A 25,072-nucleotide genomic window follows, 5' to 3' on the forward strand; every position below is an offset into this window, starting at 1 on the left:
CATGTCGCGTCGCCGGCTGACCGTCGACGGGGTGGGGAACGGGCGCGGCCTGAGGCCGCCGATCACGGCGCCGGGTGGGCGTAGGTGGCGGCGAGCAGGGGGTGCCGGGTCACGCCGTCGCTCTGGACCAGGTTCCGGACGGCCGAGCCGATGAATCCGCCGAACATGGTGCCGACGAGGCCGTGGGACTGGCATCTCAGGTGGAAGTCGTAGAGGGCCATGGAGGCACGCACCGCGCAGAGGCGGTAGCCGTGCGGTCCCGCCCACGAGTCCGCGCGGTCGATGTCGGCGTAGACGCTGACGATCCCGCCCGCGTCGGCGAACTCGCGCTGGACCCCCAGGAGTTCGGGATCCCCGACGGCCGAGGCCGGGGCGATGAACGACGACTCCCGCGCGGTGACCCGGTAGACCCCGGCCGGCTTGCCCTCGCTGCGCAGCGCGAAGACGAACGCCTCGAGCGGGCCGGTGTCGTCATCGAGCGCCCAGCCGTCGGAATCACGCCGCAACGCGTTCCGCACCAGGCTCAGGACCAGGTCCGTGCGCACCGGTGCGTCCGCGTACTGCAAGGACGACCGGCGTGTCAGGAGGGTGGCGGCCAGATCGCGGGGGTGCCCGGAGGCCGCCTCCGTCTCGTCGATGGTGACGGGCGTGGCGTCCGCGAACGGCTTCGGCGACCGGTGTGCCGCGCGGCCGTCGCTCGTACGGGCACGGGTGGCGAACCCGTCGAGCAGCGGTTGCATCATGGACGTGTCGGATCGCATCGATTCAGCCCACTTCCATGACGGCGGCGATGGGTTCTTCGCTCGTGGAGAGGCCCAGGTACTCACTCAGCAGGTGGTCGTCCCACTCCGTGACGAGCGAGTGGTCCAGGTTCAGGTGTTCGGTGACCCTCCGGGCGGTGGACAGTCCGACGCCCGCGTCGCAGAGCGAGAGCCGGAGCCCGAACGTGCCGTACTTGGCGGCGATCTTCTTGAGGTTGGAGGTGACGACCAGCAGCAGCGGCCGGTCGCCCGGCAGCTTGTCGGTGGTGAGCTGTGCGAGGGAGTTGTCCTGGGCGCGGTACGCGTACCCGCCCACGGGCAGCACGGCCTCGTCACGGCTCACCACGTAGGCCGTCGCCGAGCCGATGTTCCCGCCGGCCGCGGTCCATCGCTGGACCCATCCGTCGGTCCGCTCGCGGATGCCGAACGCCGTCGCGAGCAGGAGGGCGACATCGGGCCGGCCGAGGTCCGCCCGGCCTTCGGCCGGCGCTCCGGCCAACCTCGACACGTCCGCCTCGGGCAGCGCCACCCGCGGGCAGCTGGGCCAGCTCCGGAACTCGAACTGCAGCTTGATGTTCGAGGACTGGAAATGGGCCAGATGCCCCTTGGGGTCCAGGAACCTGCGCGGTGGCAACGCCACCGCCGCCTCGTACGTCGCGCTGGACGGCGGCACGGACGCCGTCGGGCCCTCGCTGAACGAGCAAGTGGGACACCCGGGGCGGGTCGCGCTCGGACGGTGTCGCGTCGACAGGGTGGTCAGGTCGATGATGCCCGCGTCGAGCGGCAGGTAGGTCCGGATCGATCGCGAGACGAGCGCGAGCACGTGATGGGCGACGAGGCCGGCGATGAGGTCGTACGCGTGCTGCGGCGGATCGCCCGACAGGTCGTCCTCGCCCGACACGCCGCACTCCAGGCACGGGGTGAACGCGGGGTCCACGTACGGTCCCATGACCATCGAGGTGCCGTCGGCCCGGACGCGCAGCAGTGACCGCTTCTCCAGCCAGCATCGGCGCCGCAGTTCGACGAGCTCCGGCTGGGACTGCCGGGTCTCGAAGAAGACGACGAGGGCGTCGTCGGAGGCCGGCAGCCGATCGATGTCGTCGACCACCTCGCACACCCCGCTCAGGCAGCTCGTCGTGGCCTCCACCAGGGGGCGGTGGCCGGCCACGTGGACGGTGGCGCGGCCGAGCCTCGCCGCGGCGTCGGTCCAGGACGGGTTCACTCCGGTGGAGTTGCCGAGCCGTGACAACAGGCAGGCGAGCTCGGGCGGCGACGCGGGGGGTTCGCCGGCCCGGGCGCCCTCCTCCAAGGCCCCTGACGCCCACAACAGGGCCAGGGCCTTGTGGACGACCGCCTCGTCGAGTCCCACCGCGGCGGCGATGTCGGCATGCGTGGCGTCACCGTCACAGGCGGCAGCCAGCCGGCCGAGGTGGTCGCGCGCGAACTTCCCGGTGAAGACCTGCCGCTTGTCCGCGCCGTCGAGCATCACGGCGTCGCCGGACTGGCGCAGCCGGACGCCCCTGCGGAGGGCGGGGCGGACGGGGACAGCGATCTGCTTGTCCCGGCGCGCGACCCGTCCGAGGGTGTCCGCCCTCAGCTCAGCACCCATCGGTTGCACTCCTCCCCCAAAGCGAGAACCTCACGCGAGACCGGCCAACGCGCCGATGCCGGTTTGCCGGTCGCCCCATCGGGCACCGCACCGCGGACAGCGGTCCACCGCCACCGTCGACGCGGTCGACAGCGTCCCCGCGACCAGATCGAACTTCCGTACCGTGCCGCCGAGCCCCACCGGGCCCGTGCGCAGCTCGGCCATGGCCAGTGTCAGCAGACCGTGCGCGATCGCGAGGTGCATCCGGCCGAAGCCCTCCGGCAGGCCCCGGGTCGCCTCGCCCAGGTGATCGGTCCGCGCGGGATCCTGGTGCTGCTCGACGCGCCGCCGGTAGCAGGAGTAGCAGGCCGTGGCACCGGGGATCACGGCAGGTCCGCACACGATCCTCGTCGGGAGCAGTTCGACTCCCACCGTCGGGATGCCCCGCTCGAACCCGAGCCGGTCGAGCGCGTCACGCAGTTCCTCGTCCTGCCCGGAGTACACGGCCGCGATCATCGCGGCGCTCGACAGCCGGGCGTCGTCGGGAAGCTCGCTGCCGGTCACCCGACTCGATGCCGCCGTCCGGTACGCGTCGGCGTACTGCTCCCCGAACGCGTCCCTCACCAGGTACAGGCATTCCACCGATTGCTCGGACTGCACGTGCTCTCTCTCCCGTCTAGGCGGCCGGCTGCGGTTCCGGATTCAGCGACTCCTCGCCGTGGCTCTCGTGGCCCATCGCCGTCGGCGCGGCGTAGAGCCGGTCCGTGCCGAGGTACCGCTCGCTGTGAATGAACGACAGGGGCATGGCCTCGGGCACCAGCACCTTGACGGCGTGCATGCCGACCTGCCGCGCCTCGTCCGTGGTGATGTCGACCACGAGCACTTCGGCTCCCCGCGCGGCCAGCCGGGACACCGCGGTCGCCAGCGGGTCGGGTTCGGCGGACAGGTCGGGCAGCTCGTCGAGGTGTCGTACGTCCCGCTCGCCCTCCAGCAGGTGCCGGAAGGCGTCGCGCCGTTCGGCCGAGGCGTTGTACGCCGCCGAGCCGACCACGCTGACGGTCCCGTCGTCGGGCCGCCCCACCGGCCGGCTGTCCACGCGATCACGCAACGCCACGCGCACGGCGGCGAGTTCACGGTAGATCTTGGCCACCGCCCGCTGCGGGTCGACGTCGCACGTCGCGCAGACGATCTGCGCCAGCCGGTCTTCGTGGGGCGAGAGTTGCACGGCGTACACCACGGGGATGCCGAAGTCCGTCGTCGCGTCGAAGAGCCGGACGTCGAGGTGACGAGCGGTGCCGGTCGCGTGGTAGGCGCGTTCGAGCGGCTTCAGGCGCTCCGGCTCGACCGACAGCCGCGGCAACCGCAGGCGCTGCAGCCACGCGATCGAGAGCGCGTCCCGCTCCACGACCTCGAGCAGCCCGCCGAGCACCGCGCTGTGCAGGTCGGAGTGGACGGCCGCTCCGGTGGTGATGCCCCGGGTGAAGCGCTCCGACCGCGACCGCGGTGCCATGTGGAGGTACACCGCGATGGCCGGCACGAGGACGGGGCGCCGCCGGGTGAGCGACCAGGCCCGGACCCATCTGACCGGGACGGCCGGGTCGTACGGGACCAGGCCGCAGTCGTCGCGGGCGAACTCGCGCTCGGAACACCGGGGCCACCGCGTGGGCGACACGCATTCCTCGGTGAGTTCGTCCTCGGAGGCGACGAGGATGTCCTCGTCGTGCCAGGAGCAGATCGAATACCGCTCGAGAGCCTCGGCGATCGACACCAGCTTGGCCCGTTCGCCGGAAAGGGCGCTGCCGACACCGTCGACATTCCCCACGTCGCCGTCGTTGCTCCAGTCCCGCAGGCTGTTCAGGACCTTCGATGGATTACCGATGCTGGAAACGCGGACGGCGAAATCCGGATCGCCGTCGGCCACCGGCAGGGCCGTGGTGCGCGATATGAGGCCGTAAGGAGAGACCAAAGACGCTATTCGTCGTAACGCAGGTGTGTTGACGTCCATAGGCTCTCCCCCGTCGAGAATCCCAGACTTACGGCGTCCGACCACGGAGGGCTGGCCGCCGAGAGCTGATCGTTACTGATGAGATCCGGGCTGTCAAGGGCGGGATGCCACCGGTCTTTTTTGTTGCGCACTGTTATTCCTGCTGGTCAGAACGCCTTTCTCGGCATGGTGGGTTGATGTGCCGTCATCCGGCGGAAGATGTGCTGTCCCGGCTGCGGCGGGGCGTCGCGCCGGTCGGGCGGGGCGATGCCCCCGCCGCGCCCGCGTGCCGGTGGACGCGGGTCCGCCCGTGTTATTCCGGCCATCGTCGAACTCCGGACGGGCGGTTGTGTGAAGCGGGATGCCGGCGGAAAGGATTTCGGTGGGCCGGGGCCGGTTCGCCGCAGGTGAGAAGAGGGCCGGAGGGGGCCGCTCACTGCGGATCGGTCACGGACAGGTGATACGTGAACGTAGCCAATGGCAACGCTTTCTGGCACAGTCTGCTCGCACGAAGTGGATCTGGATGCCGGTACCAAGTGGATCTGGCCGGTTCGCTGCCCTCGTGCCGCACAGCCGGTGCGCGGAACTCGCCACGGCGGGTAGGTTCCAGCCCGAACAGGTATGGGGCGGTATTGACAAGGGGGAATGACGTGACGGATGTTACTGTCGAGAACGAGCGGCTCCGCAAAATGTGGCAGGACTACGCGCCCCGCTACGACCGTGACGCCGATCGCCTCGAGCGCATGCTGCTCGACGACGGGCGTGCCTGGGTGTGCGGCCAGGCCAAGGGTGATGTTCTCGAAGTCGCCATCGGCTCCGCCCGGAACCTGGAGTTCTATCCGGCCGGGACGTCGTTGACCGGGCTCGACCTGAGCCCCGCCATGCTGGACCTGGCCCGGGCCCGTGCCGCCGCCCTGGGCCGGGAGGTCGAGTTGCGGGAGGGAGAGGCGCACGCGATGCCTTTCCCGGACGGCTCGTTCGACACGGTCGTCTGCACGCTCGGGCTGTGCAGCGTCCCCGACGACCGGGCGGTGATCGCCGACATGCGCCGGGTGCTGCGGCCCGGGGGACGGTTGCTGCTGCTCGACCACGTGGGCAGTCACCACCGGCTGATCTTCTTCTGGCAGCGCCTGCTGGAGAAGAACATGTTGCGGCAGTGCGGGGACCACCAGACCCGCAGGCCGCTCCCGCTGGTCAAGGAGGCCGGATTCATCATCGAACACCAGGAGCGGCGGAAACTGGGGGTCGTCGAGCGGGTCGTCGCGCGCAAGCCCGAGGCGTAGCGGCTTCGCGGAACCGTTCCTGATCGGCGTCCTGAATGGCGCTCTGATCGGAGTCCTGAATGACGTCCTGAATGGCCTCCTGATGGACGGCCGCCTGCCTTGCCGGAAGTCGCGGAGAAGCAGGAGAGGTACTCCTCGCTCCGGCCGGCCACCAACCTGACGAGCAGCCGGTCATCGGGACGGACGTCCCGGCCGCGGCGGCCGCGGGCCGGGAATCATCCGGCGGCATCGGGCCGTGCACCGCGCTTTCCCCACAATGGCGCGGGAGCGGGGAACCGTTCGCCTGCGATCGGTTCCACCGGGAGATCCCGGAAACGTCCTGCCGCACGACGGCATTTTGAAACCGGTGCGCGTGATGAACACGGCGTCGCCCGCATTCCCCGTCCTCGACGGAGCCGGACCGGCGGGAGACGATACGGCCGGCGGACAGCGGACCGAATCCCCGGCGCGCGTCCTCAGGGAATCCTTCGAACCCGGTACGGAGTTCTCCGCCGCATCCCTGCGGACGGCTTCACGGAAGGCCGGCGCGACATTCACGGAATCACTCCCGGGCTTCCGCGGCGGATCCATACCTACAATTCAGCAAAGGGTGGCAAAACGTGACATCCATGGCCGACACCTGGGGAATCCACGAGGCGCAGTTCTGGCTGCGGGGCCAGGCGCCGGAGGCCCCGGTGCGCTACGACGCGGAGGCCGGGATCTGGTGCGTCTACGGTTATCAGGAGGTCCAGCACGTCCTGGCCAATCCCGCGACGTTCTCCTCGAACACCCAGCGCGTCATCCCCCAGGAAATGATGGAGGGCGCGGATCAGTTCAGCGAGGGGAACCTCATCCAGATGGACGGGCTGGAGCACAAGAAGCTCCGCGGGCTGATCAGCCACGCCTTCAACCCGAAGGTGGTGGCCGATCTGGAACCGCGCATCGCCGAGCTGACCCACGAGCTGCTCGACGCGGTGCCCGACGGCAACCGGATGGAGCTGGTCAACGACCTGGCCTATCCGCTTCCGGTCATCGTCATCGCCGAACTCCTCGGAGTGCCCGCCGCGGACCGGGACAAGTTCCGGGACTGGGGGAGCGCGCTGATGGAGGCCACCCAGGAGTTCTCCTTCGTCGACCGGACCGAGGAACAGCGGCAGCGGCTCCAGGACGCGATGGCGAAGGTCGCGAAACTCGGCGACTACCTGCGCGAACACGTGGAGGACCGCAGGAGGAACCCCCGTGAGGACCTGATCACCAAACTGGTCCAGGCCGAGGTCGACGGTGAACGCCTCAGCGACAACGAAGTGGTGAACTTCTCCAACGTCCTGCTGATCGCCGGGCACATCACCACCACGATGCTGCTGGGCAACTCGATCCTGTGCCTGGACACCCATCCGGAGTGGCTCGCCAGGGTGCGCGAGGACCGGAGCATGGTGCCCGCGGCGATCGAGGAGGCGCTGCGGTACTACAGCCCGTTCGCGGGGACGGCGCGGGCCACCATGACCGAGGTCGAACTCGGCGGCGAGCGCATCCCCGCCGACTCCCTGCTGGTGACCTTCCTCGGCGTGGCGAACCGGGATCCGAAGCACTTCACCGATCCGGACACCTTCGACCCGACGCGGGACCCGAACCCGCACCTGGCGTTCGGCCGCGGGGCGCACTTCTGCATCGGCGCGCCGCTGGCGCGGCTGGAGGGCAGGGTGGCGCTGAACATCCTGCTGGACCGCTTCCCGAACCTGCGGAGCGATCCGGACCGGCCGCCCCGGTTCCTCCCCAGCCTGAGCATGACCGGGGTCAGGGAACTGCCGCTGGTGTTCTGAACGCGACACCCCGCCGGCCGCCGGCCGCCGCCGGGGGGACGCCGGGTGGTCCGTCCACGAGGGACCGGCCGTTCGGCTCCGGCTGTCACGCTCGGTTACTATGCTCACTTCATACCGGAGTCCGTGAGCGAGGGCGCACCGCCCTCGGCGGACCGCCGGGAGGAAGGGGACGGGCGTGCCGGCCGGACATCCCCGGGCCCTCCCAGGGGTGATCGCGGGGACGACCCCGGAGCGCAGCACTTCGGAGGTGGCTGTGGAAGGCAGGACGGACGCACGACGGGACCTCCCGGGATGCTGAGGGAGGTCACGGCGACCCGCTACGTCACCCCCCTGCGGTCCGGCGGTTCCGTGCCCGGCGTGTTCGAGGCCGACGACCTGGGCACCTACGTCGTGAAGTTCACCGGCTCCGCGCAGGGCCGCAAGGCGCTGGTCGCCGAGGTGATCGTCGGTGAGCTGGCCCGCGCCCTGGGCCTGCGCTTCCCCGAACTGGTCCTGGTGCGCTTCGACCCGCGGATCGCCGGGGACGAGCCGCACCAGGAGGTGCGGGAGCTGCACGCCGCCAGCGCCGGGACCAACCTCGGCATGGACTACCTGCCGGGCGCCCGCGACCTCACCCCCGAGGTCGCGCGGGCGTTCCCCGTCGATCCCCTGGAGGCGGGGAGGATCGTCTGGCTCGACGCGCTGACCGTGAACGTGGACCGGACCGTCCACAGCTCCAACCTGATGGTCTGGCCGACCCTCGGCGTCGCGCCCCCGCGGCTGTGGCTCATCGACCACGGGGCCGCGCTCCTCTTCCACCACCGCTGGGACGGCACCGACCCGCGCAAGGCGTACGACTTCCGGCACCACGCCCTCGGCGGGTACGGCCCCGACGTCCGCGCCGCCGACGCCGAACTCGCCCCCCGGGTGACCGAGGAGCTGCTGCGGGCGGTCACCGCGGAGGTGCCCGACGCCTGGCTGGCGGAGGAGCCGGGCTTCGCCACGCCCGAGGAGGCCCGGGAGGCGTACGTGGGGTACCTCCAGGCGCGCGTGCGGGCGTCCGGGGACTGGCTGCCCACCGACTTCCCGAGCGCCGAGGAGCTCGCGCAGGAGAACGCCCGGCGCGCGGCGCGGACGCGGCAGGGCCGCCCGGACTGGCTCAAGCGGGTCCCGGACCTGCACGGCAGGCCGGCGGCGGAGCAGGACTGGACGGTGCACCTGGGATGACGGACGTACGACGGGTCGGGGCGGACGCACGGCGGGTGGAGATCGAGTACTGCACCCGGTGCCGCTGGCTGCCCCGGGCGGCCTGGCTGGCGCAGGAGCTGCTGACGACCTTCGAGGCGGAGCTGACGGAGCTGTCGCTGCGGCCCGGCACGGGGGGCGTCTTCGTCGTCCGGGTCGGCGACGAGGTCGTGTGGGACCGGCGCGAGCAGGGCTTCCCGGAGCCGACGGCCGTGAAGCGGGCCGTCCGCGACCGCGTGGCCCCGGGGAAACCCCTGGGGCACTCGGAGGGGTAGCGGGGCTGGGCCTCAGCCCCGAGCTGCTCGTGCGCCGGCAGGGTGAGGAAGTCGGCGTGGTCCTCGTCGAGGGCGGCCGGCGGGGACGGCGCCGGTGCGGACACCGGCCGGCCCGGGACGGCGGGGGACGCCCGGGTGAGGGCCGAGCGCTTCCGGTGCGTGGACGGTGGTTTCCTCATGTGGACGTTCCACGTTCCGCCGGGCGGCGCGTCCCCGCGGGGCGGGCCGCCCGTTCGAGGTGCGCCAGATCCGCCGCGGTGTCGATGTCGTACGCCTCGGCCACGTCCCCGCACTCGACGAGCGCGACGTGCTCCGCGTGCTCCCTCAGGTAGGCGCGCGCCCCCCGGTCGCCGGTGGCGGCCGCGGCGATCCCGGCCCAGTGCGCGGAGCCGAGCAGGACGGGGTGGCCGCGCACGCCGTCGTAGGCGGCCGAGGCGAGCGACGCCGGGGAGGCGTAGGCGCCGAGGACCCGGGCGACGGCCCGCGCCCCGACGCCGGGCTGGTCGACCAGCGAGACCAGCGCGGCGCGCGCGCCGGTCCCGGCCAGCGAGTCCAGTCCGGCCCGCAGCGAGGTGCCCATGCCCCGCTCCCACTGCGGGTTGTCGACGAGCACGCAGCCGGGCAGGGCGGCGCGGGCGCGCACCTCGTCCGCCCGCGCGCCGAGGACCACGTGCACACGGGCGCAGCCGCCCGCGCGCAGCGCCCCCACCGCGTGCTCCACGAGGAGCCGCCCCCGGTGGGCGAGCAGCGCCTTCGGCCGCCCGCCCAGACGCCGTCCGCCGCCCGCGGCCAGCAGCAGTCCCGCCACTCGGTCCTCGTCGCCCGCCATGCCTCCTGCATACCGCACCGGCCGCGGTGTCACGCTCCGGAGCGGGACGATGACGCAGCGGACTGGCGCGAGGGCGCCGGGGTGGCGTTTACTGGCGCGACCGGTCGGCGGGGTGTGCCGGGGCCGGGCGGTGAGGAGCACAACGGCGTGCCAGGGGGTGGAGTGTGGTGCGGAGCGTGGAGCGGCGGCGGATGCCCGGCGGTCGCGTGGACCCACGGGGCGGTCGCGTGGACCCACGGGACGGTCGCGTGGACCCATGGGACGGTCGCGTGGACCCATGGGACGGTCGCGGGGACCCGCGGACGGCGGAGCTGCGGTCCGCCGTGTCCCGGCTGCGTCGGCAACTCGCCGCGCATCCGGCGGAGTTCCCGGACCGGAGCATCGCGGAGGAGGAGCTGGCCGCGCTGGACTCCCTGGCCGCCGGGGGCAGTCCCGAGGTCACCCGGCTGCGCCGCTCGCTGCTGCTGGTCGCGGGCGCGATCGGCTCGGTGAGCGCGCTGCGGCGGGGCGTGCGGGAGGTGCGGGACGCGGTGGAGCTGTTCGGGGAACCGCCGCGGAGCTGACGCGCGCCCGTGCGCGGGCCCGCGACGGGACGCCGGGAGTGAGGAGGACCAGGGCGGGGCCGGGCCCCGGACCACCGGGACCGGGGGCCGTCGCCTGCGGTCAGGCGCCCGACGCGGTGAGCACCTCGGAGAGCTCCGCCGCGACCTGCCGGAGCACCGGCACGATCCTCTCGGTCGCCGCCTCCGTGACCCGCCCCGCGGGACCGGAGATGGAGATGGCCGTCGCCGTGGGGGAGCCCGGCACGGGCACGGCGAGGCAGCGGACGCCGATCTCCTGCTCGTTGTCGTCGACGGCGTACCCCTGGCGGCGCACCTCCTCCAGCGCCGCGAGGAAGTCCTCCGGGGTGGTGAGGGTCTTCTCCGTCGCGGCGGGCATGCCGGTGCGGGCCAGCAGCGCCCGGACCTCCTCCGGCGGGAGGCCGGCCAGCAGGGCCTTGCCCACGCCGGTGGAGTGCGGCAGGACGCGCCGGCCGACCTCGGTGAACATCCGCATCGAGTGCTTGGACGGCACCTGTGCCACGTAGACGACCTCGTCCCCGTCGAGCAGCGCCATGTTCGCCGTCTCGCCGGTCTCCTCCACCAGGTGGGCCAGGTGCGGGCGCGCCCAGGTGCCCAGCAGCCGGGAGGCGGACTCGCCGAGCCGGATCAGGCGCGGACCGAGCGCGTACCGGCGGTTGGCCTGCTGCCGCACGTACCCGCAGGCCACGAGGGTGCGCATCAGGCGGTGGATGGTCGGCAGGGGCAGGCCGCTGCTCGCGGACAGCTCGCTCAGACCGACCTCGCCGCCCGCGTCCGCCATCCGTTCGAGCAGGTCGAAGGCGCGCTCGAGGGACTGCACGCCGCCGCTGGCGGAGGACCGGGCGGAGTCGGTGGTGCTGGCGCTGGACGTCGGCACGGCGCGTTCCTTTCGGGACTGGCGGGGGAGGCCAGAAGCCTACCCGGCGGCCGGTCGGCCGCCCGCCGGCGCGTTGCCGCGTTCCGCCCGGAGGGAGCGCCGTCCCGGTTCGCGGAACCGATCGGGGCGCGCCGCCCCGGCCGCCCGCCACCGGGAACCGGGCGGCTGGCCCGGCGGGCCGCCCCCGGGGAGGGGGCGGCCCGCGCGGCGCACGGCACCTCGGCGGCGCCCCGGCCTCACGCCGCGTGTCCGCCGTCCACGGCGAACTCCGCACCGGTGACGTACGCCGCCCCCGCCAGGTGGGCGACGGTGTCCGCCACCTCCTCGGCCGTACCGAAGCGGCCCAGCGCGGTCATGGCCGCCTGACCGGGGGCGTGGGGGCCGTCGGCCGGGTTCAGGTCGGTGTCGATCGGACCCGGATGGACGATGTTCGCCGTGATCCCGCGCCCGCCCAGCTCCCGTGCCAGGGCCTTGGTCAGACCCACCAGGGCCGACTTGCTCATCGCGTAGAGCGTCCCGCCGGGGCCGGGAACGCGCTGGGTCATGCAGGTGCCGACGGTGATGATGCGGCCCCCTGCCGGCAGGTGGGCGGCGGCCGCCTGCGAGGCCATGAAGACCCCGCGCACGTTCACCGCGAGGACCCGGTCGACGTCGGCGGCGGACAGGGTCTGCACCGGGCCGAGCAGACCGACGCCCGCGTTGTTCACCAGGATGTCGAGCCGGCCCAGCGCCCGCACCGCGGCCGTCACCGCCCCCGCGGCCTCCGCCGGGTCCGCGGCGTCCGCGCGCAGGGCCACCGCGCGGCGCCCCAGCGCCTCGACGGCCCGTACGACGTCCGCGGCCGCATCCTTCCCGTTCACGTAGGTCACGGCCACGTCCGCGCCCTCCCGCGCGAGCCGCAGCGCCGTCGCCGCGCCGATCCCGCGGCTGCCGCCGGTCACCAGGGCCGCCTTGCCGTGCAGGGTCCGCGAGGAGCCGGAGGGGCCGCAGGAGTCCGGAAGCCGGGAGGAGTTCGAGGAGTCCGAGGAGTTCGTCGTCGAGTTCATGCCTCCATTCCAGTGCCCCGGCCCCCGGAAAACCGGCGGCGATCGGACGCCGACCTCGCGCACGGCCGACGGGCCGCGGGCGCCGCCCGCCCGGTGGTCCGGCCGGCGGTCAGCCGGACTTCCGGCTCTCCGCGGCGGCGAGCAGGGCGACGCCCAGCACGAGCAGGGCGACGCTCGCGTAGACCTCGTGGCCGTCGAGGAGACCGACCCGCCGGACGAGGCCCCAGTGCCAGTCGGAGAACTCGGTGACCAGGCCGGCCACCCCCTGCACCAGCGCGATGAAACCCAGGAATCCCAGCAACTGCCTCATGCCGTCGACCCTCGCCCCACGGGCCCCTCGTCCGCATCGGCCGAGGGGCGGGACCGGTCCGGCGGAAGACCGCGATCCGTGCCGTCCGGTGCGACGGAAGTCTGCGGCGGTGCGACTTCGGTCGGTGATCCCGCCCGCGGTGCCGTGGGGGGACCGCCCTCCGCATAGATTTGTCGACCGTGACTGGTGACAAGGCGGCGCAGGCCGTCCCGGTGTTCACGGGGCGCAGATGGTTCTTCCCGTCCGCCCTCGTCCACGAGCTCGACCCCGACACGGCCCGCCCCGGGCGCCGGCCCCGGCGCACCGTGCGCGACTGGATCGTCGACTTCTCCTGCTTCCTGCTGGCCGTCCTCGTGGGCCTGGCGGCCGCCGTGACGCTCGCCGACACCCCTTCCGTCCCGGAGCCCCTGGTCGCCGTCGACCAGCTGCTCGGGGCGCTGTCCTGCGCCGCGGTCTGGCTGCGCCGGCGCTGGCCGCTCGGCCTGGCCGCGGTCATGGTCCCGGTCAGCTTCGTCTCGGAGACCTCCGGCGGTGCCGCCGTGATCGCCCTGTTCACGCTCGCCGTGCACCGTCCCTTCCGGTCCATGGTGTGGGTGGGCGGCGCCCATCTGGTGACCGTCCCGCTCTACTTCTGGTGGCGTCCCGACCCGGACCTGCCCTACCTCGCCATGCTCGTCCTCTTCGTGGTGCTGTTCGCCGCGATCGTCGGCTGGGGCATGTTCGTCCGTTCCAAGCGGCAGCTCCTGCTCAGCCTGAGGGACCGGGCCCGGCGCGCCGAGACGGAGGCCCGGCTGCGCGCCGAGCAGGCGCAGCGCCTCGCGCGCGAGGCCATCGCCCGGGAGATGCACGACGTGCTCGCGCACCGGCTGACGCTGCTGAGCGTGCACGCGGGCGCCCTGGAGTTCCGGCCCGACGCGCCCCGCGAGGAGGTCGCGCGGGCGGCGGGCGTCATCCGGGAGAGCGCGCACGAGGCGCTGCAGGACCTGCGGGAGATCATCGGCGTACTGCGGGCCGGCGAGTCCGACGACGCCGGCCGGCCGCAGCCGACGCTCGCGGCGCTCGGCACGCTGGTCGCCGAGTCCCGGCAGGCCGGCATGGAGGTCACCCTGGAGCAGCGGGTCACCGACCCGGCCGCCGTCCCCGCCTCCACCGGTCGCACCGCCTACCGGATCGTCCAGGAGGGACTGACCAACGCCCGCAAGCACGCCCCCGGCGCGGAGGTCGCCGTGACGGTCGCCGGCGGCCCGGGGGAGGGGCTCACCGTGACCGTGCGCAACCCCCCGCCCCAGGGACACGTGCCGCCCGTGCCCGGCGCCGGGCAGGGCCTGATCGGCCTCGCCGAACGGGCCACCCTGGCGGGCGGCGCCCTGGACCACGGGCCCACGCCCGGCGGCGGGTTCGAGGTGCGGGCGGAGCTGCCCTGGGGACGCGCGGAGCCCGGCACCGGCGCGGGGGAGCGGCGGTGAACCGCGCACCGGACGCGCCGGGGCGCGACTTCCCGGCCGGGAGCCCGGCGGACCGGCCGCCCGGCATGTCCACGCCCCGCCCCGGCGTGATTACGTACCTCCCATGACCGCGATCAGACTGCTCCTCGTCGACGACGACCCCCTGGTGCGGGCCGGGCTCTCCTTCATGATGGGCGGCGCCGGCGACATCGAGATCGTCGGTGAGGCCGCCGACGGCGGCGAGGTCGGGGGACTCGTCGACCGCACCCGCCCGGACGTCGTCCTGATGGACATCCGGATGCCGACGGTGGACGGGCTCGCCGCCACCGAGATGCTGCGCCGGCGCGAGGACGCCCCGCAGGTGGTGGTGCTCACCACCTTCCACGCCGACGAGCAGGTGCTGCGGGCCCTGCGCGCCGGCGCCGCCGGTTTCGTCCTCAAGGACACCCCGCCCGCCGAGATCCTCGCCGCGGTGCGCCGGGTCGCGGCCGGTGACCCCGTCCTGTCGCCCGCCGTCACCCGCCAGCTGATGGCGCACGCGGCCGGCACCGCCGCCGACACGCGGCGCACGCACGCACGGGAGCGGATCGCCGCCCTCAACGACCGGGAGCGCGAGGTCGCCGTCGCGGTCGGCCGGGGGCTGGCCAACGCCGAGATCGCCGCCCGGCTCTTCATGAGCGTGGCCACGGTCAAGACCCACGTCTCCCGGATCCTGGCCAAGCTCGGCCTCAACAACCGCGTGCAGATCGCCCTGCTCGCCCACGACGCCGGGCTCCTGGAGGACGCCGAAGGGCGGTAGCGCCGCGCCGTGCCCGGTCCGCCTCAGTCGAACGCCCCGCCCGCCCCGTGCCCCAGCTCCGCCGGCCGGACGGCCCTGCGCTCCCGCCGGGACAGCTCGCACGCCTCCGCGATCCGCAGCGCCCTCAGGGCCTCGCGCCCGTCGCAGGGGTTGGCCCGCTCCCCCCGCACCACCTCGACGAACGCGTTCAGTTCCGCCTCGTAGGCGGGCCCGAACCGCTCCAGGAACCCGGTCCACGGCTGGTCCGCGGGGGGTGGCCCGGTCGGTTCCGTGGACGCGATCGGCGTACGGTCGTCCAGGCCGACGACGATCTGGTCCCGCTCCCCGGCGAGCTCCATGCGCACGTCGTAGCCCGCGCCGTTCAGGCGGGTCGCGGTGACCGCGGCGAGCGTGCCGTCGTCGAGGGTGAGGAGCGCCGCGCCGGTGTCGACGTCGCCCGCCTCCCGGAACGGCGCGGGCCCCGCGTCGGACCCGGTGGCGCAGACGTCCGCGACCTCCCGCCCGGTCACCCAGCGCAGGATGTCGAAGTCGTGGACGAGGGTGTCCCGGTACAGCCCGCCGGACTGCGCCAGGTACCCGGCCGGCGGCGGCCCGCAGTCGCCGGTCGTCGCCCGCACGGTGTGCAGCCGCCCGAGCCGGCCCGAGCGCACCGCCTCCCGCGCGCCCGCGTAACCGGGGTCGAAGCGGCGCTGGAAACCCATCTGCAGGACGGTTCCGGCGGCCTCGACCTCCGTGATCGCCTGTAACGTGCCCGCGAGGTCCAGGGCGACGGGCTTCTCGCAGAACACCGGCAGTCCCGCCCGTGCCGCGCGGCCGATCAGCTCGGCGTGGGCGGAGGTGGACGTCGTGATCACCACGGCGTCCACTCCCCAGGCGAAGATCTCGTCCACCCCGGGCGCGGCCGTCTCCCCGAGCCGGTGCGCGAGCGCCTGGGCCCGCGCGGGGTCCGCGTCCGTGAGGATCAGGGAGCCGACGTCGCGGTGCCTGCTGAGGGTGCGGGCGTGGAGACCGCCGATGCGGCCCGTGCCGATGATCCCGATGCGCATGGAGACAAAGTGGGGCCCGCTTCCCCTCCTGTCAATCCGCATGTCCGGACAACCGGACTACACGACTTCCCGTCAACAGCGCACGGGACTACGCTCGGGCCGTGCCGAAACAAGAAGTGGACCCGACCGTGCAGTTGGAGCTGAGCGTGGACCGCAGCTCCCCCGTGCCGTTGTACTTCCAGCTCTCCCAGCAGCTGGAGGCCGCTATCGAGCAGGGCACGCTGACCCCCGGCAGCCTGCTGGGCAACGAGATCGAACTCGCCGCGCGGCTCGGCCTGTCCCGGCCGACCGTCCGCCAGGCCATCCAGTCCCTCGTCGACAAGGGGCTCCTCGTGCGCCGCCGCGGCGTCGGCACCCAGGTGGTGCACAGCCGGGTCAAACGCCCCCTGGAGCTCAGCAGCCTCTATGACGACCTGGAGGCGGCGGGCCAGCGCCCGGCCACGAAGGTCCTGCTCAACACCGTCGTCGCCGCGCCCGCCGAGGTCGCGGCCGCCCTCGGGGTGGCCGAGGGCGGTGAGGTGCACCGGATCGAACGGCTGCGCCTCGCGCACGGGGAGCCGATGGCGTACCTGTGCAACTACCTGCCGCCCGGCCTGCTCGACCTGGTGACCGGACAGCTCGAGGCCACCGGCCTGTACCGGCTGATGCGGACCGCCGGGATCACCCTGCACAGCGCCCGCCAGACCATCGGCGCCCGCGCCGCCACCGCGGCCGAGGCCGAACGGCTCGGCGAGCAGACCGGCGCCCCGCTGCTCACCATGCAGCGCGTGACCTTCGACGACACCGGCCGCGCGGTGGAGTTCGGCACCCACACCTACCGGCCCTCCCGCTACTCCTTCGAGTTCCAGCTGCTCGTCCGGTCCTGACGACCGCGGTGCGGCGCGTCCTTTCCCGGCCGTCCCGTTCGGTCCGGGGCGGGGCGGTGCGGCAGAATCGGGCTCGATGAGCACCTACCGCGACTTCACCGCCCCCATCGGATCCCGCCGGGCCCCGGTCCTCAGAACCGTCGGCACGCGGGAGCGCCGCTCCCACCTGACGGCGCCCCGGGTCCCGACGGTGGGCATCGACATCGGCGGCACGAAGGTCATGGCGGGCGTCGTGGACGCCGACGGCAACATCCTGGAGAAGATCCGCGCGGAGACCCCGGACAAGTCCAAGAGCCCGAAGGTCGTCGAGGACACCATCGTCGAGCTGGTGCTGGACCTGTCCGACCGGCACGACGTGCACGCGGTCGGCATCGGAGCGGCCGGCTGGGTCGACGCCGACCGCAACCGCGTGCTGTTCGCCCCCCACCTGTCCTGGCGCAACGAGCCGCTGCGCGACCGCCTCTCCGGGCGGCTGTCCGTGCCCGTGCTGGTCGACAACGACGCCAACACCGCCGCCTGGGCCGAGTGGCGCTTCGGCGCCGGGCGCGGCGAGGACCACCTCGTCATGATCACCCTGGGCACCGGCATCGGCGGCGCGATCCTGGAGGACGGGCAGGTCAAGCGCGGCAAGTACGGCGTCGCCGGCGAGTTCGGGCACATGCAGGTCGTCCCCGGCGGCCACCGCTGCCCCTGCGGCAACCGCGGCTGCTGGGAGCAGTACAGCTCGGGCAACGCCCTGGTCCGCGAGGCGCGCGAGCTGGCCGCCGCCGACTCCCCGGTCGCCTTCGGGATCATCGAGCACGTCAAAGGGAACATCGCCGAGATCAGCGGCCCGATGATCACCGAGCTGGCCCGCGAGGGCGACGCCATGTGCATCGAACTGCTCCAGGACATCGGGCAGTGGCTCGGCGTCGGCATCGCCAACCTCGCCGCCGCCCTCGACCCGTCCTGCTTCGTCGTCGGCGGCGGGGTCTCGGCCGCCGACGACCTGCTGATCGGCCCCGCGCGGGACGCCTTCAAGCGGCACCTCACCGGCCGCGGCTACCGCCCCGAGGCCCACATCGTCCGCGCCCAGCTCGGCCCCGAGGCGGGCATGGTCGGCGCCGCCGACCTCGCCCGCCTGGTCGCCCGCCGCTTCCGCCGGGCCAAGCGCCGCCGGGTCGAGCGGTACGAGCGCTACGAGCGGTACTACGCACAGGCCCGGCGCGCCGTCCAGGAGTCGCTGTGACGGGCGGACCCCCCCGGCGGACGGGGGCCCCGGGCGGATCCCGTCCGGCCGAGGACCGCGGGCACGTGATCCGCCGCAGGGCGCTCACCCTGCTGATCATCGTGCTGCTCATCGGCATCCCCGCCGGGTACCTGGTGATCTCCGCGAACCAGAGCCGGGCCAGCGGCAAGGACAAGGAGGCGAAGTACTCCGCGACCGGCCTGACCGAGGGCTGGCCGTCGAAGCTGCAGCGCCGCCTCTACCAGGTGCCCGTCCCGATCCCCGCCTGGTGGGTGGCGCACTACGAGACCAACAACTGGAAGACCAGCCGCCTCTACGTCGAGTTCGAGACCACCGACGCGGGCCTGAGCGCCTTCCTCACCAGCATGGGCGTGCGGCCGGACGACCTGGAGCGGGGCGAGCTCCCCATCAGCGAGCGCGACCGGAACGTCACCGGCTGGACCTTCGACGGTCCCGGCACCTGGTCGGGCCTGGTCCACGAGCAGAAGGACCCGGCGCCCACCCACGAGGTCGTCGTCAACCACGACAAACCGGGCTATCCCTGGGTGTACGTCGTCTCCCGCACCGTGCCCTGACCCCGTGCCGCCCGGGACCGGCGCACGCCGGACCGGCCGCCGGGGCCGGTTGTCGGACCCCGCCCGTAGAGTCGGGGACGGACGTGGTCCGGCAGGCGGGCGGGAGGTGACGAGGCACATGGGCGAACGGGTCGTGACGGTGGGGCGGAGCGGGACCGGGCCCGGCGGCACGGTCGGGGCCGAGGGGGCGGACGTCCCCGTCCGGCTCGCCGCCGTCTTCCTGCCCGCCCCCCTCCCGCGCGACGGACGCGTCGCCTTCTACGACCCCGGGGGCGGCCCCGTCGGGCAGGCACCACCCCCCGGACCGCCCGACGAGGCGTCCGGCGGGACCGCGTCCGCGCTCCGCACCGACCTCACCGTCGTCCGCCCGCACGGCGCCGGGGTGCGCCGGCGGACGACCCCGGCCCTCTCGCTCCCCCTGGAGGAGGCGCTGCCCCTGCTGGTCCGCGCCCGCCGCGACCCCGCGGCCCACCCCGCCACCGCCTGCTGGGGCGCCGCCGCCCTGCACGCGCTGCGGCTCACGGCGCGCGGCCGGCTGCTGCCCGGCCTGACCGCCGCCGGCCACGACGCCTGGCGCGCCGGCCCGCTCGACCCGGACGACGTGGCCCACCTGCGCGCCGTGGCCGCTGCCCTCCCCTACGAGGGCCACGCCGTTCCGCTGCCCGGCCCCGGCCCCCTGAGGCTGCCGCAGCCGGAGGCGCTGGTGCGCGCCTTCCTGGACGCGGTCGCCGACACGCTGCCCCGCACCCCGGCCGCGGCGTACGCCTGCGGCCCGCCGTTCGCCGCCCGGCAGGCCCAGCGGCTGCCGGGCGCCCGGGACTGGGCCGCGGAGGTCGCCGCCGGGATGGACGCGGGCGTGCGGATCTCGCTCCGCCTCGACCTGTCCGCGTACGACCTCTTCGACGGCGCCCCCGCGGGCGGCGACGCCGCGCGCGCCGCGGGCGCGGCGGTCGTCCAGGTGCACAGCCTCGCCGACCCCACGCTCGTGGCCGACGCGGCCGCCCTGTGGGCGGGCGCGGCGGACGGCGCCTTCGGCCCCCGCGCGCGTGTGGACGCCGCCCTCGCCGTCCGCCGCGCGGCCCGCGTCTGGCCGCCGCTGGACCGGCTCCGCGACCAGGACGTGCCCGACGTGCTGGCGCTGTCCGAGGACGAGCTGAACGACCTGCTCGGCGCGGCGGCCGGCCGGCTCGCCGCGGCCGGGGTCGCGGTGCACTGGCCCCGGGACCTCGCCCAGGACCTGACCGCCACGGCGGTGGTCCGCCCGGCTCCCGGCTCGGCGACCGACGGCACCGGCCTCTTCGAGAGCGGGGACCTGCTGCGGTTCGGCTGGCAGCTCGCGCTCGGCGGAGACCCGCTCACCGAGGCCGAGATGGACGCCCTGGCCGAGGCCCACCGTCCCGTCGTCCGGCTGCGCGACCGGTGGGTGCTGGTCGACCCCGCCCTCGTCCGCAAGGCCCGCAAGCGGGACCTGGGGCTGCTCGACCCGGTCGACGCGCTGTCCGTCGCCCTCACCGGCCGCGCGGAGGTCGACGGCGAGACGGTCGAGGCGGTGCCGGCCGGCGCGGTGGCCGCCCTCCGCGACCGCCTGACCGCCGGCGTGCGGCCCGCCGAGCCGCCGCCCGGCCTGGACGCCACCCTGCGCGACTACCAACTGCGGGGCCTGGCCTGGCTCGACCTCATGACCTCCCTCGGCCTCGGCGGCTGCCTCGCCGACGACATGGGCCTCGGCAAGACGATCACCGTCATCGCCCTGCACCTGAAGCGGGCCCGCACCGAACCGACCCTGGTGGTCTGCCCGGCCTCGCTGCTCGGCAACTGGCAGCGGGAGATCGCCCGGTTCGCCCCCGGCGTCCCCGTCCGCCGCTTCCACGGCCCGGACCGCACCCTGGACGAGCTGGACGGCGGCTTCGTCCTCACCACCTACGGCACCCTGCGCTCCGCGGCGCCGGTGCTGGCCGCGCGGCAGTGGGGCATGGTCGTCGCCGACGAGGCCCAGCACGTCAAGAACCCCCACTCGGCCACGGCGAAGGCACTGCGCACGGTCAGGACCCCGGCGCGGGTGGCGCTGACCGGCACCCCCGTCGAGAACAACCTCTCCGAGCTGTGGGCCCTGCTCGACTGGACGACCCCGGGCCTCCTCGGCCCCCTGAAGTCCTTCCGCGCCCGGCACGCGCGCGCGGTGGAGACCGGCGAGGACGAGGAGGCGGCCGACCGCCTCGCCCGCCTGGTCCGGCCCTTCCTCCTGCGGCGCCGGAAGTCCGACCCGGGCATCGTCCCGGAACTGCCGCCCAAGACCGAGACGGACCACCCCGTGCCGCTCACCCGCGAACAGGCCGCGCTCTACGAGGCGGTGGTCCGCGAGTCCCTGCTCGCCATCGAGACCGCGCAGGGCATGGGCCGCCGCGGCCTGGTGCTGAAACTGCTGACCTCGCTCAAGCAGATCTGCGACCACCCGGCGCTGTACCTGAAGGAGGAGCACGCCCGGGCCGGGGGCGACCGGCTCGCCGCCCGCTCGGGCAAACTGGCCCTGCTGGACGAACTGCTGGACACCGTGCTCGCCGAGGACGGCTCGGCCCTGGTGTTCACGCAGTACGTCGGGATGGCCCGGCTGATCACCGCGCACCTGACCGGGCGCGCGGTCCCGGTCGACCTCCTCCACGGCGGTACGCCGGTGCCGGAGCGGGAGCGCATGGTGGACCGCTTCCAGAGCGGGGCGACCCCGGTCCTGGTGCTGTCCCTCAAGGCCGCCGGCACCGGCCTGAACCTCACCCGCGCGGGCCACGTCGTCCACTTCGACCGCTGGTGGAACCCGGCCGTCGAGGAGCAGGCCACCGACCGCGCCTACCGCATCGGCCAGACCCAGCCCGTCCAGGTCCACCGCCTCGTCACCGAGGGCACCGTCGAGGACCGCATCGCCGAGATGCTCCGGTCCAAGCGCGCCCTCGCCGACGCGATCCTCGGCTCCGGCGAGTCGGCCCTCACGGAACTGTCCGACCGCGACCTGTCCGACCTGGTGTCCCTGCGGAGGCCGGCATGACCCCCCGCCCGTCCGACGAGGCCCGCGAGGCCCTGCGCGCGGCGCGGGAGCGGGCGGCCGCCGGTGCCCCGGACCCGCAGGCCGGGCCCGTCCCCGCCGCGGCCCGGAGGCCCGGGCGGCCGGCGGACCGGGAGCCCCGCCCGGGCGACGCGGCCCGCGAGGCCCTGCGCCGGGCGGTGCGCTCCCGGCGCGGCCCGGCGCCGGCGGCCGGTGACCCGGGCGACCCCGGCGGGCAGGACGCCGGCGCGCCCGTGGAGCCGGGCACGGCCCCCTCCCCGGCGGCCGGCGGCGCACCGCCCGGCGGGGCGTCCGCCGCTGCCGGACCCGGAGGGGAGGGGTCAGCGGACCGCCCCGCGCAGCGCCCCGGGGACGTCGCGCGCGAGGCGCTGCGCTCGGCCCGCGAGGTACGCGCCCGCGCGCTGGCCGGGGACCGGGAGGGGCGAGCCGAACCCCGCCGACGGCGCCCCCCGTCCCCCGCCCCCCGCCTCCCGCGCACCACCCGCGGCGACCGTGCCACCGACGCACGGGTGCGCGAGGTGCGGGCGGACGAGGCAGGGACGCACGAGGCCCGGGCGGGCGAGGCCCGGACGCACGAGACCCGGGCGGACGAGACCCGGGCGGACGAGGCGGGCGCACGCGGCACCCGGACGGGCGGGGGAGCGGCGCGCGAGGCCCGGGAGTCGCCCACCGGCGCCTTCCGCACGCCCGCCCCGGCCGACGCACCGGAGCGGAAGCCCGGGGGCGCCCCGGAGCCCCCGGCGTCCCGCGCCGTCCCCCGCTCCATGGCCGCCCCGGCACGCGACGGCGACCTGCGCCGCACCTTCCCCGCCTTCCCGCCCCGCGCCTCGGACGGCCCGGGCTTCGCCGGGACCTGGTGGGGCAACGCGTGGGTGGCCGCGCTCGAGGAGGGCGCGCTGGACGCCGCGCGGCTGGCGCGCGGGCGCGGGTACGCCGAGCGGGGCCACGTCGACGCGATCACCGTCACGCCGGGGCTCGTCCTCGCGTACGTGCGGGGCAGCCGGCCGCGGCCGTACCGCGTGCAGGTGCGGCTGCGGACGTTCCGGGAGGCCGACTGGGAGCGGTTCCTGGACGCCGCCGCCGACCGGCCCGGCCACATCGCGGCCCTGCTGGACAAGGAGATGCCCCCGTCCCTCGCCGACTGCGGGGTCCCGCTGCTGCCCGGCCCCGGCGACCTCGATCCGCACTGCAGCTGCCCCGACTCCGGTCACCCCTGCAAGCACGCCGCGGCCCTGTGCTACCAGACCGCCCGGCTGCTCGACGCCGACCCGTTCGTGCTGCTCCTGCTGCGCGGACGCGGCGAGCGCGAGGTGATCGACGCCCTGTCCCGGCTGAGCGCGGCCCGTGCCGCCCGGACCGCCCGGGAGAAGGAGCCGGAGCCCCTGCCCGGCGTGCGGGCCGCCGAGGCCCTCGCCCCGCGCGACCTGCCCCCGCTCCCGGCCCCGCCGCCCCCGCCCGCGCACCCCGGGCAGCCCCCGGTGTACCCCGCGTCCCCCGGCGGCCCGGACCCGTTCGCGCTCGACCAGCTGGCCACCGACGCCGCCGCCCGCGCCCACGCCCTGCTCGCCACCGGCCGCGACCCGGTCGGCGGGCTCACCCTGTGGCAGGACGCGGTGCGGCTCGCCGCCGCCCGCCCCGGCTCCGGCCTGACCGCGGCCACCCGCGCGCTGTACTCCTCCCTCGCCACCGCCACCGGGCGCACCACCGCCGAGCTGGCGCGCGCGGTCGCCGCCTGGCGCCAGGGCGGCCCGGCGGGCCTCGCCGTCCTGGAGGAGCCGTGGGACCCGCCGGCCGGCCGCTTCGACCGTGCCCGCCCGCTCCTGCTCGCCGCCGACCTGCCCGCCTTCCGCCCCTGGCGCAACCGCCTCACCCACCCCCGGGGCCACGTCCAGCTCCGCCTGGGCCGCGATCACCTGTGGTACGCCTACGAGTCCGAACCGGGCCGCGACGACTGGTGGCCCCGCGGCACTCCTGACCCGGACCCCGTCGGCGCGCTGACCGGCCTCGACGCACGGGGCGAGCGGTGACGGCCCCCGGGGCGGGCGACGGGGCCGGCGTGCCCGTCAGAGCGCGGTCCGGGCGCCGACGGTCACCCGCTCGCCCGGAGCGCACCGCAGCAGGCGCGCCTCGTGGCCGCGGCGCCGGGCCTCGGCGAGGAAGTCGTCCAGCGGCGACTTGAAGACCGTGTAGTCGTCGTAGTGGACGGGCAGCGCCCGGCGCGGGCGCACCAGGTCGAGCAGGTCGGCGCCCTGCTCGGCGTCCATGGTGACCAGCAGCCCGCCCGGCAGGGTGGTGCCGCCCAGGTGCAGGACCGCCAGGTGGATGTCCGGGTACCGCCGGGGGATCTCCCGCAGGCCGTCGTACACCAGGGTGTCGCCGGAGAGGTAGAGGACCAGGCGGACCTCCCCGGAGCGGTCGCCGAACTCCAGCAGGCTGCCCATCACCGGGGGGAGGAGCATCCGTGCCGGTCCGGGGCCGTGGCGGCCGGGCAGGGCGGTGACGCGCACGGAGGAGTCACCGTGCCGCACGGTGTGGCTCTGCCAGGTGCGCAGCCCGGTGGCGCGGCGGAAGCCGTACAGGCCCTTCAGCAGGAGCCCGGCGTGCGGGGTGGTCACGAACGGCAGGCCGCGGTCCAGCCCGCGCCGCGCCACCCGGTCGAAGTGGTCGCCGTGCAGGTGGGACAGCACCACGGCGTCCAGGTCCTCGTGCGGCAGTTCCGCCACGTCCAGGGCCGGTTCGGTGCGCCGGCGCGACACCAGACCGTAGCCGAGGTGGGCGAACTGCCCGCGGTGGAGGAAGTTCGGATCGGTCAGGAGCGTCAGCTCCCCGTAGCGGATCAGCAGGGTGGCGTTGCCGATGAACAGGATCTCCGCGACGCCCTCGGGCGGCTTGCCCTCCATGACCGGCCCCCTTCCTCGCCGAGGCTGCCCGGTTTCCGTCCCCGGGTGATCCGTGACCGCGGTTTCACACACCCGGAGCCCTTCAGCCGCGCCTGCTCCTGGGCACCGACGGCACGGGGGAGTCGGTCTGCCGGAGCTCGGCCAGGAGCTCGCTCCGCCCGGCCAGCAGTTCGGTGAGGATCCGGCGGGCCGCGCGGAGCAGTTCGGCGACGTCGCCGCCGGCGAGGGCGTACCGGACGGTGGAGCCCTCCCGGACCGAGACGACGATGCCGGACCGGCGCAGGACGGCCAGCTGCTGCGAGAGGCTGGACGGCTCGATGTCGATGTCGGCGAGCAGGTCCCGCACCGGGACGGGGCCGTGCTGCAGCAGCTCCAGGACCCTGATGCGCACGGGATGCCCCAGCATGCGGAAGAACTCCGCCTTGGCCTGGTAGAGGGGGACCTGCATGGGTGTGCGCTCCCTGCCGCGTCGGGGACGGTCTGCCGGGGTGGGGGGGGGGGGGGGGGGGGGGGGGGGGGGGGGGGGGGGGGGGGGGGGGGGGGGGGGGGGGAGGGCTAGGTGGCATGAGAGCGTGGGCTATGGACGGGGTGGTGGGGGGGC

The 25,072-nt window shown here is 74.8% G+C and carries 23 protein-coding genes; 12 read left to right on the top strand and 11 right to left on the bottom strand.

The genetic code is table 11. The features are described 5' to 3' along the window. Positions 1-62: 62 nt before the first annotated feature. The 4 genes from ACZ56B_RS00725 to ACZ56B_RS00740 are packed head-to-tail and all read right to left on the bottom strand — an operon-like array spanning position 63 to position 4,315. Positions 63-761 carry a nitroreductase family protein gene (locus ACZ56B_RS00725; protein WP_468784793.1) on the bottom strand — a complete coding sequence of 233 codons (699 nt, stop codon included), beginning with the start codon at positions 759-761 and terminating at the stop codon, positions 63-65. A 4-nt stretch (positions 762-765) separates the two neighbouring features. Next, on the bottom strand, positions 766-2,370 hold the full coding sequence (locus ACZ56B_RS00730; protein ID WP_468784794.1) for a tpaE: 1,605 nt from the start codon (positions 2,368-2,370) through the stop codon (positions 766-768). 30 nt (positions 2,371-2,400) lie between these two features. Beyond that, on the bottom strand, positions 2,401-3,009 hold the full coding sequence (locus tag ACZ56B_RS00735; RefSeq protein WP_468784795.1) for a TOMM precursor leader peptide-binding protein: 609 nt from the start codon (positions 3,007-3,009) through the stop codon (positions 2,401-2,403). A gap of 16 nt (positions 3,010-3,025) precedes the next feature. Then, the gene (locus tag ACZ56B_RS00740; RefSeq protein WP_468784796.1) at positions 3,026-4,315 is read right to left on the bottom strand and encodes a YcaO-like family protein; all 1,290 of its coding nucleotides are present in this window, start codon (positions 4,313-4,315) and stop codon (positions 3,026-3,028) included. Between the two features lie 668 nt (positions 4,316-4,983). Here ACZ56B_RS00740 and ACZ56B_RS00745 point away from each other — a divergent pair. From ACZ56B_RS00745 to ACZ56B_RS00760, 4 genes are all read left to right on the top strand, one after another. After that, entirely contained in the window at positions 4,984-5,616 is a 633-nt protein-coding gene (locus ACZ56B_RS00745; protein WP_468784797.1) for a class I SAM-dependent methyltransferase, read from the top strand. 608 nt (positions 5,617-6,224) lie between these two features. Further along, on the top strand, positions 6,225-7,415 hold the full coding sequence (locus ACZ56B_RS00750; protein WP_468784798.1) for a cytochrome P450: 1,191 nt from the start codon (positions 6,225-6,227) through the stop codon (positions 7,413-7,415). A gap of 291 nt (positions 7,416-7,706) precedes the next feature. Next, positions 7,707-8,621, top strand: coding sequence for a HipA family kinase (locus ACZ56B_RS00755; RefSeq protein WP_468784799.1), 915 nt, complete (start codon positions 7,707-7,709; stop codon positions 8,619-8,621). Next, a complete protein-coding gene (locus tag ACZ56B_RS00760) occupies positions 8,618-8,914 on the top strand; it encodes an Rdx family protein (RefSeq protein ID WP_468784800.1) in 297 nt (98 codons plus the stop codon). Before ACZ56B_RS00755 ends, ACZ56B_RS00760 begins: the two co-directional genes overlap by 4 nt. A gap of 175 nt (positions 8,915-9,089) precedes the next feature. On the opposite strand, the gene ACZ56B_RS00765 is transcribed toward ACZ56B_RS00760, so the two are convergent. Beyond that, positions 9,090-9,743, bottom strand: coding sequence for a nucleotidyltransferase family protein (locus tag ACZ56B_RS00765; protein WP_468784801.1), 654 nt, complete (start codon positions 9,741-9,743; stop codon positions 9,090-9,092). A 269-nt stretch (positions 9,744-10,012) separates the two neighbouring features. On the opposite strand from ACZ56B_RS00765, the gene ACZ56B_RS00770 reads away from it, so the two are divergent. Then, complete coding sequence (locus tag ACZ56B_RS00770) at positions 10,013-10,306, top strand: DUF5955 family protein (RefSeq protein WP_468784802.1); 294 nt, start codon at positions 10,013-10,015, stop codon at positions 10,304-10,306. 100 nt (positions 10,307-10,406) lie between these two features. Here ACZ56B_RS00770 and ACZ56B_RS00775 read toward each other — a convergent pair whose 3' ends face one another. The 3 genes from ACZ56B_RS00775 to ACZ56B_RS00785 form a co-directional block, all read right to left on the bottom strand. Further along, positions 10,407-11,201: an IclR family transcriptional regulator gene (locus ACZ56B_RS00775; protein ID WP_468784803.1), complete on the bottom strand. Its 795-nt coding sequence runs from the start codon at positions 11,199-11,201 to the stop codon at positions 10,407-10,409. A gap of 236 nt (positions 11,202-11,437) precedes the next feature. After that, positions 11,438-12,247 (bottom strand): SDR family oxidoreductase, encoded by an 810-nt coding sequence (locus tag ACZ56B_RS00780; RefSeq protein WP_468784804.1) that lies wholly within the window; start codon positions 12,245-12,247, stop codon positions 11,438-11,440. A gap of 109 nt (positions 12,248-12,356) precedes the next feature. Further along, positions 12,357-12,557 carry a hypothetical protein gene (locus ACZ56B_RS00785; RefSeq protein ID WP_468784805.1) on the bottom strand — a complete coding sequence of 67 codons (201 nt, stop codon included), beginning with the start codon at positions 12,555-12,557 and terminating at the stop codon, positions 12,357-12,359. Between the two features lie 179 nt (positions 12,558-12,736). On the opposite strand from ACZ56B_RS00785, the gene ACZ56B_RS00790 reads away from it, so the two are divergent. Both ACZ56B_RS00790 and ACZ56B_RS00795 read left to right on the top strand, forming a co-directional pair. Continuing rightward, complete coding sequence (locus ACZ56B_RS00790) at positions 12,737-14,023, top strand: sensor histidine kinase (protein ID WP_468784806.1); 1,287 nt, start codon at positions 12,737-12,739, stop codon at positions 14,021-14,023. Between the two features lie 103 nt (positions 14,024-14,126). Beyond that, positions 14,127-14,801: a response regulator gene (locus ACZ56B_RS00795; RefSeq protein ID WP_468784807.1), complete on the top strand. Its 675-nt coding sequence runs from the start codon at positions 14,127-14,129 to the stop codon at positions 14,799-14,801. 23 nt (positions 14,802-14,824) lie between these two features. Here ACZ56B_RS00795 and ACZ56B_RS00800 read toward each other — a convergent pair whose 3' ends face one another. Continuing rightward, positions 14,825-15,847, bottom strand: coding sequence for a Gfo/Idh/MocA family protein (locus ACZ56B_RS00800; RefSeq protein WP_468784809.1), 1,023 nt, complete (start codon positions 15,845-15,847; stop codon positions 14,825-14,827). A 128-nt stretch (positions 15,848-15,975) separates the two neighbouring features. On the opposite strand from ACZ56B_RS00800, the gene ACZ56B_RS00805 reads away from it, so the two are divergent. The 5 genes from ACZ56B_RS00805 to ACZ56B_RS00825 all read left to right on the top strand — a co-directional run bounded on the left by ACZ56B_RS00805 (position 15,976) and on the right by ACZ56B_RS00825 (position 23,598). Continuing rightward, entirely contained in the window at positions 15,976-16,713 is a 738-nt protein-coding gene (locus ACZ56B_RS00805; RefSeq protein ID WP_468785015.1) for a GntR family transcriptional regulator, read from the top strand. 76 nt (positions 16,714-16,789) lie between these two features. Next, entirely contained in the window at positions 16,790-17,941 is a 1,152-nt protein-coding gene (locus ACZ56B_RS00810) for an ROK family glucokinase (protein ID WP_468784811.1), read from the top strand. After that, positions 17,938-18,516, top strand: coding sequence for a sugar kinase (locus ACZ56B_RS00815; protein ID WP_468784813.1), 579 nt, complete (start codon positions 17,938-17,940; stop codon positions 18,514-18,516). Before ACZ56B_RS00810 ends, ACZ56B_RS00815 begins: the two co-directional genes overlap by 4 nt. A gap of 118 nt (positions 18,517-18,634) precedes the next feature. Next, the gene (locus tag ACZ56B_RS00820; protein WP_468784815.1) at positions 18,635-21,553 is read left to right on the top strand and encodes a DEAD/DEAH box helicase; all 2,919 of its coding nucleotides are present in this window, start codon (positions 18,635-18,637) and stop codon (positions 21,551-21,553) included. After that, positions 21,550-23,598 carry an SWIM zinc finger family protein gene (locus tag ACZ56B_RS00825; RefSeq protein ID WP_468784817.1) on the top strand — a complete coding sequence of 683 codons (2,049 nt, stop codon included), beginning with the start codon at positions 21,550-21,552 and terminating at the stop codon, positions 23,596-23,598. The genes ACZ56B_RS00820 and ACZ56B_RS00825 overlap by 4 nt, the downstream gene beginning before the upstream one ends. 36 nt (positions 23,599-23,634) lie before the next feature. Here the strand turns inward: ACZ56B_RS00825 and ACZ56B_RS00830 are convergent, their stop codons facing one another. Together ACZ56B_RS00830 and ACZ56B_RS00835 are read right to left on the bottom strand one after the other, a co-directional pair. After that, a complete protein-coding gene (locus tag ACZ56B_RS00830) occupies positions 23,635-24,471 on the bottom strand; it encodes an MBL fold metallo-hydrolase (RefSeq protein WP_468784819.1) in 837 nt (278 codons plus the stop codon). 82 nt (positions 24,472-24,553) lie between these two features. Continuing rightward, the gene (locus ACZ56B_RS00835; RefSeq protein ID WP_468784821.1) at positions 24,554-24,919 is read right to left on the bottom strand and encodes an ArsR/SmtB family transcription factor; all 366 of its coding nucleotides are present in this window, start codon (positions 24,917-24,919) and stop codon (positions 24,554-24,556) included. Between the last annotated feature and the right edge of the window lie 153 nt (positions 24,920-25,072).

The organism is Streptomyces sp. NPDC034670 (genome assembly GCF_055574875.1).

Excerpts from the sequence above, each read along its gene's own strand:
- ACZ56B_RS00725 (WP_468784793.1), bottom strand. The coding sequence starts at position 761 with ATGCGATCCGACACGTCCATGATGCAACCGCTGCTCGACGGGTTCGCC.
- ACZ56B_RS00730 (WP_468784794.1), bottom strand. The coding sequence starts at position 2,370 with ATGGGTGCTGAGCTGAGGGCGGACACCCTCGGACGGGTCGCGCGCCGG.
- ACZ56B_RS00750 (WP_468784798.1), top strand. The coding sequence starts at position 6,225 with ATGGCCGACACCTGGGGAATCCACGAGGCGCAGTTCTGGCTGCGGGGC.
- ACZ56B_RS00755 (WP_468784799.1), top strand. The coding sequence starts at position 7,707 with ATGCTGAGGGAGGTCACGGCGACCCGCTACGTCACCCCCCTGCGGTCC.
- ACZ56B_RS00760 (WP_468784800.1), top strand. The coding sequence starts at position 8,618 with ATGACGGACGTACGACGGGTCGGGGCGGACGCACGGCGGGTGGAGATC.
- ACZ56B_RS00765 (WP_468784801.1), bottom strand. The coding sequence starts at position 9,743 with ATGGCGGGCGACGAGGACCGAGTGGCGGGACTGCTGCTGGCCGCGGGC.
- ACZ56B_RS00780 (WP_468784804.1), bottom strand. The coding sequence starts at position 12,247 with ATGAACTCGACGACGAACTCCTCGGACTCCTCGAACTCCTCCCGGCTT.
- ACZ56B_RS00785 (WP_468784805.1), bottom strand. The coding sequence starts at position 12,557 with ATGAGGCAGTTGCTGGGATTCCTGGGTTTCATCGCGCTGGTGCAGGGG.
- ACZ56B_RS00795 (WP_468784807.1), top strand. The coding sequence starts at position 14,127 with ATGACCGCGATCAGACTGCTCCTCGTCGACGACGACCCCCTGGTGCGG.
- ACZ56B_RS00800 (WP_468784809.1), bottom strand. The coding sequence starts at position 15,847 with ATGCGCATCGGGATCATCGGCACGGGCCGCATCGGCGGTCTCCACGCC.
- ACZ56B_RS00810 (WP_468784811.1), top strand. The coding sequence starts at position 16,790 with ATGAGCACCTACCGCGACTTCACCGCCCCCATCGGATCCCGCCGGGCC.
- ACZ56B_RS00820 (WP_468784815.1), top strand. The coding sequence starts at position 18,635 with ATGGGCGAACGGGTCGTGACGGTGGGGCGGAGCGGGACCGGGCCCGGC.
- ACZ56B_RS00825 (WP_468784817.1), top strand. The coding sequence starts at position 21,550 with ATGACCCCCCGCCCGTCCGACGAGGCCCGCGAGGCCCTGCGCGCGGCG.
- ACZ56B_RS00830 (WP_468784819.1), bottom strand. The coding sequence starts at position 24,471 with ATGGAGGGCAAGCCGCCCGAGGGCGTCGCGGAGATCCTGTTCATCGGC.
- ACZ56B_RS00835 (WP_468784821.1), bottom strand. The coding sequence starts at position 24,919 with ATGCAGGTCCCCCTCTACCAGGCCAAGGCGGAGTTCTTCCGCATGCTG.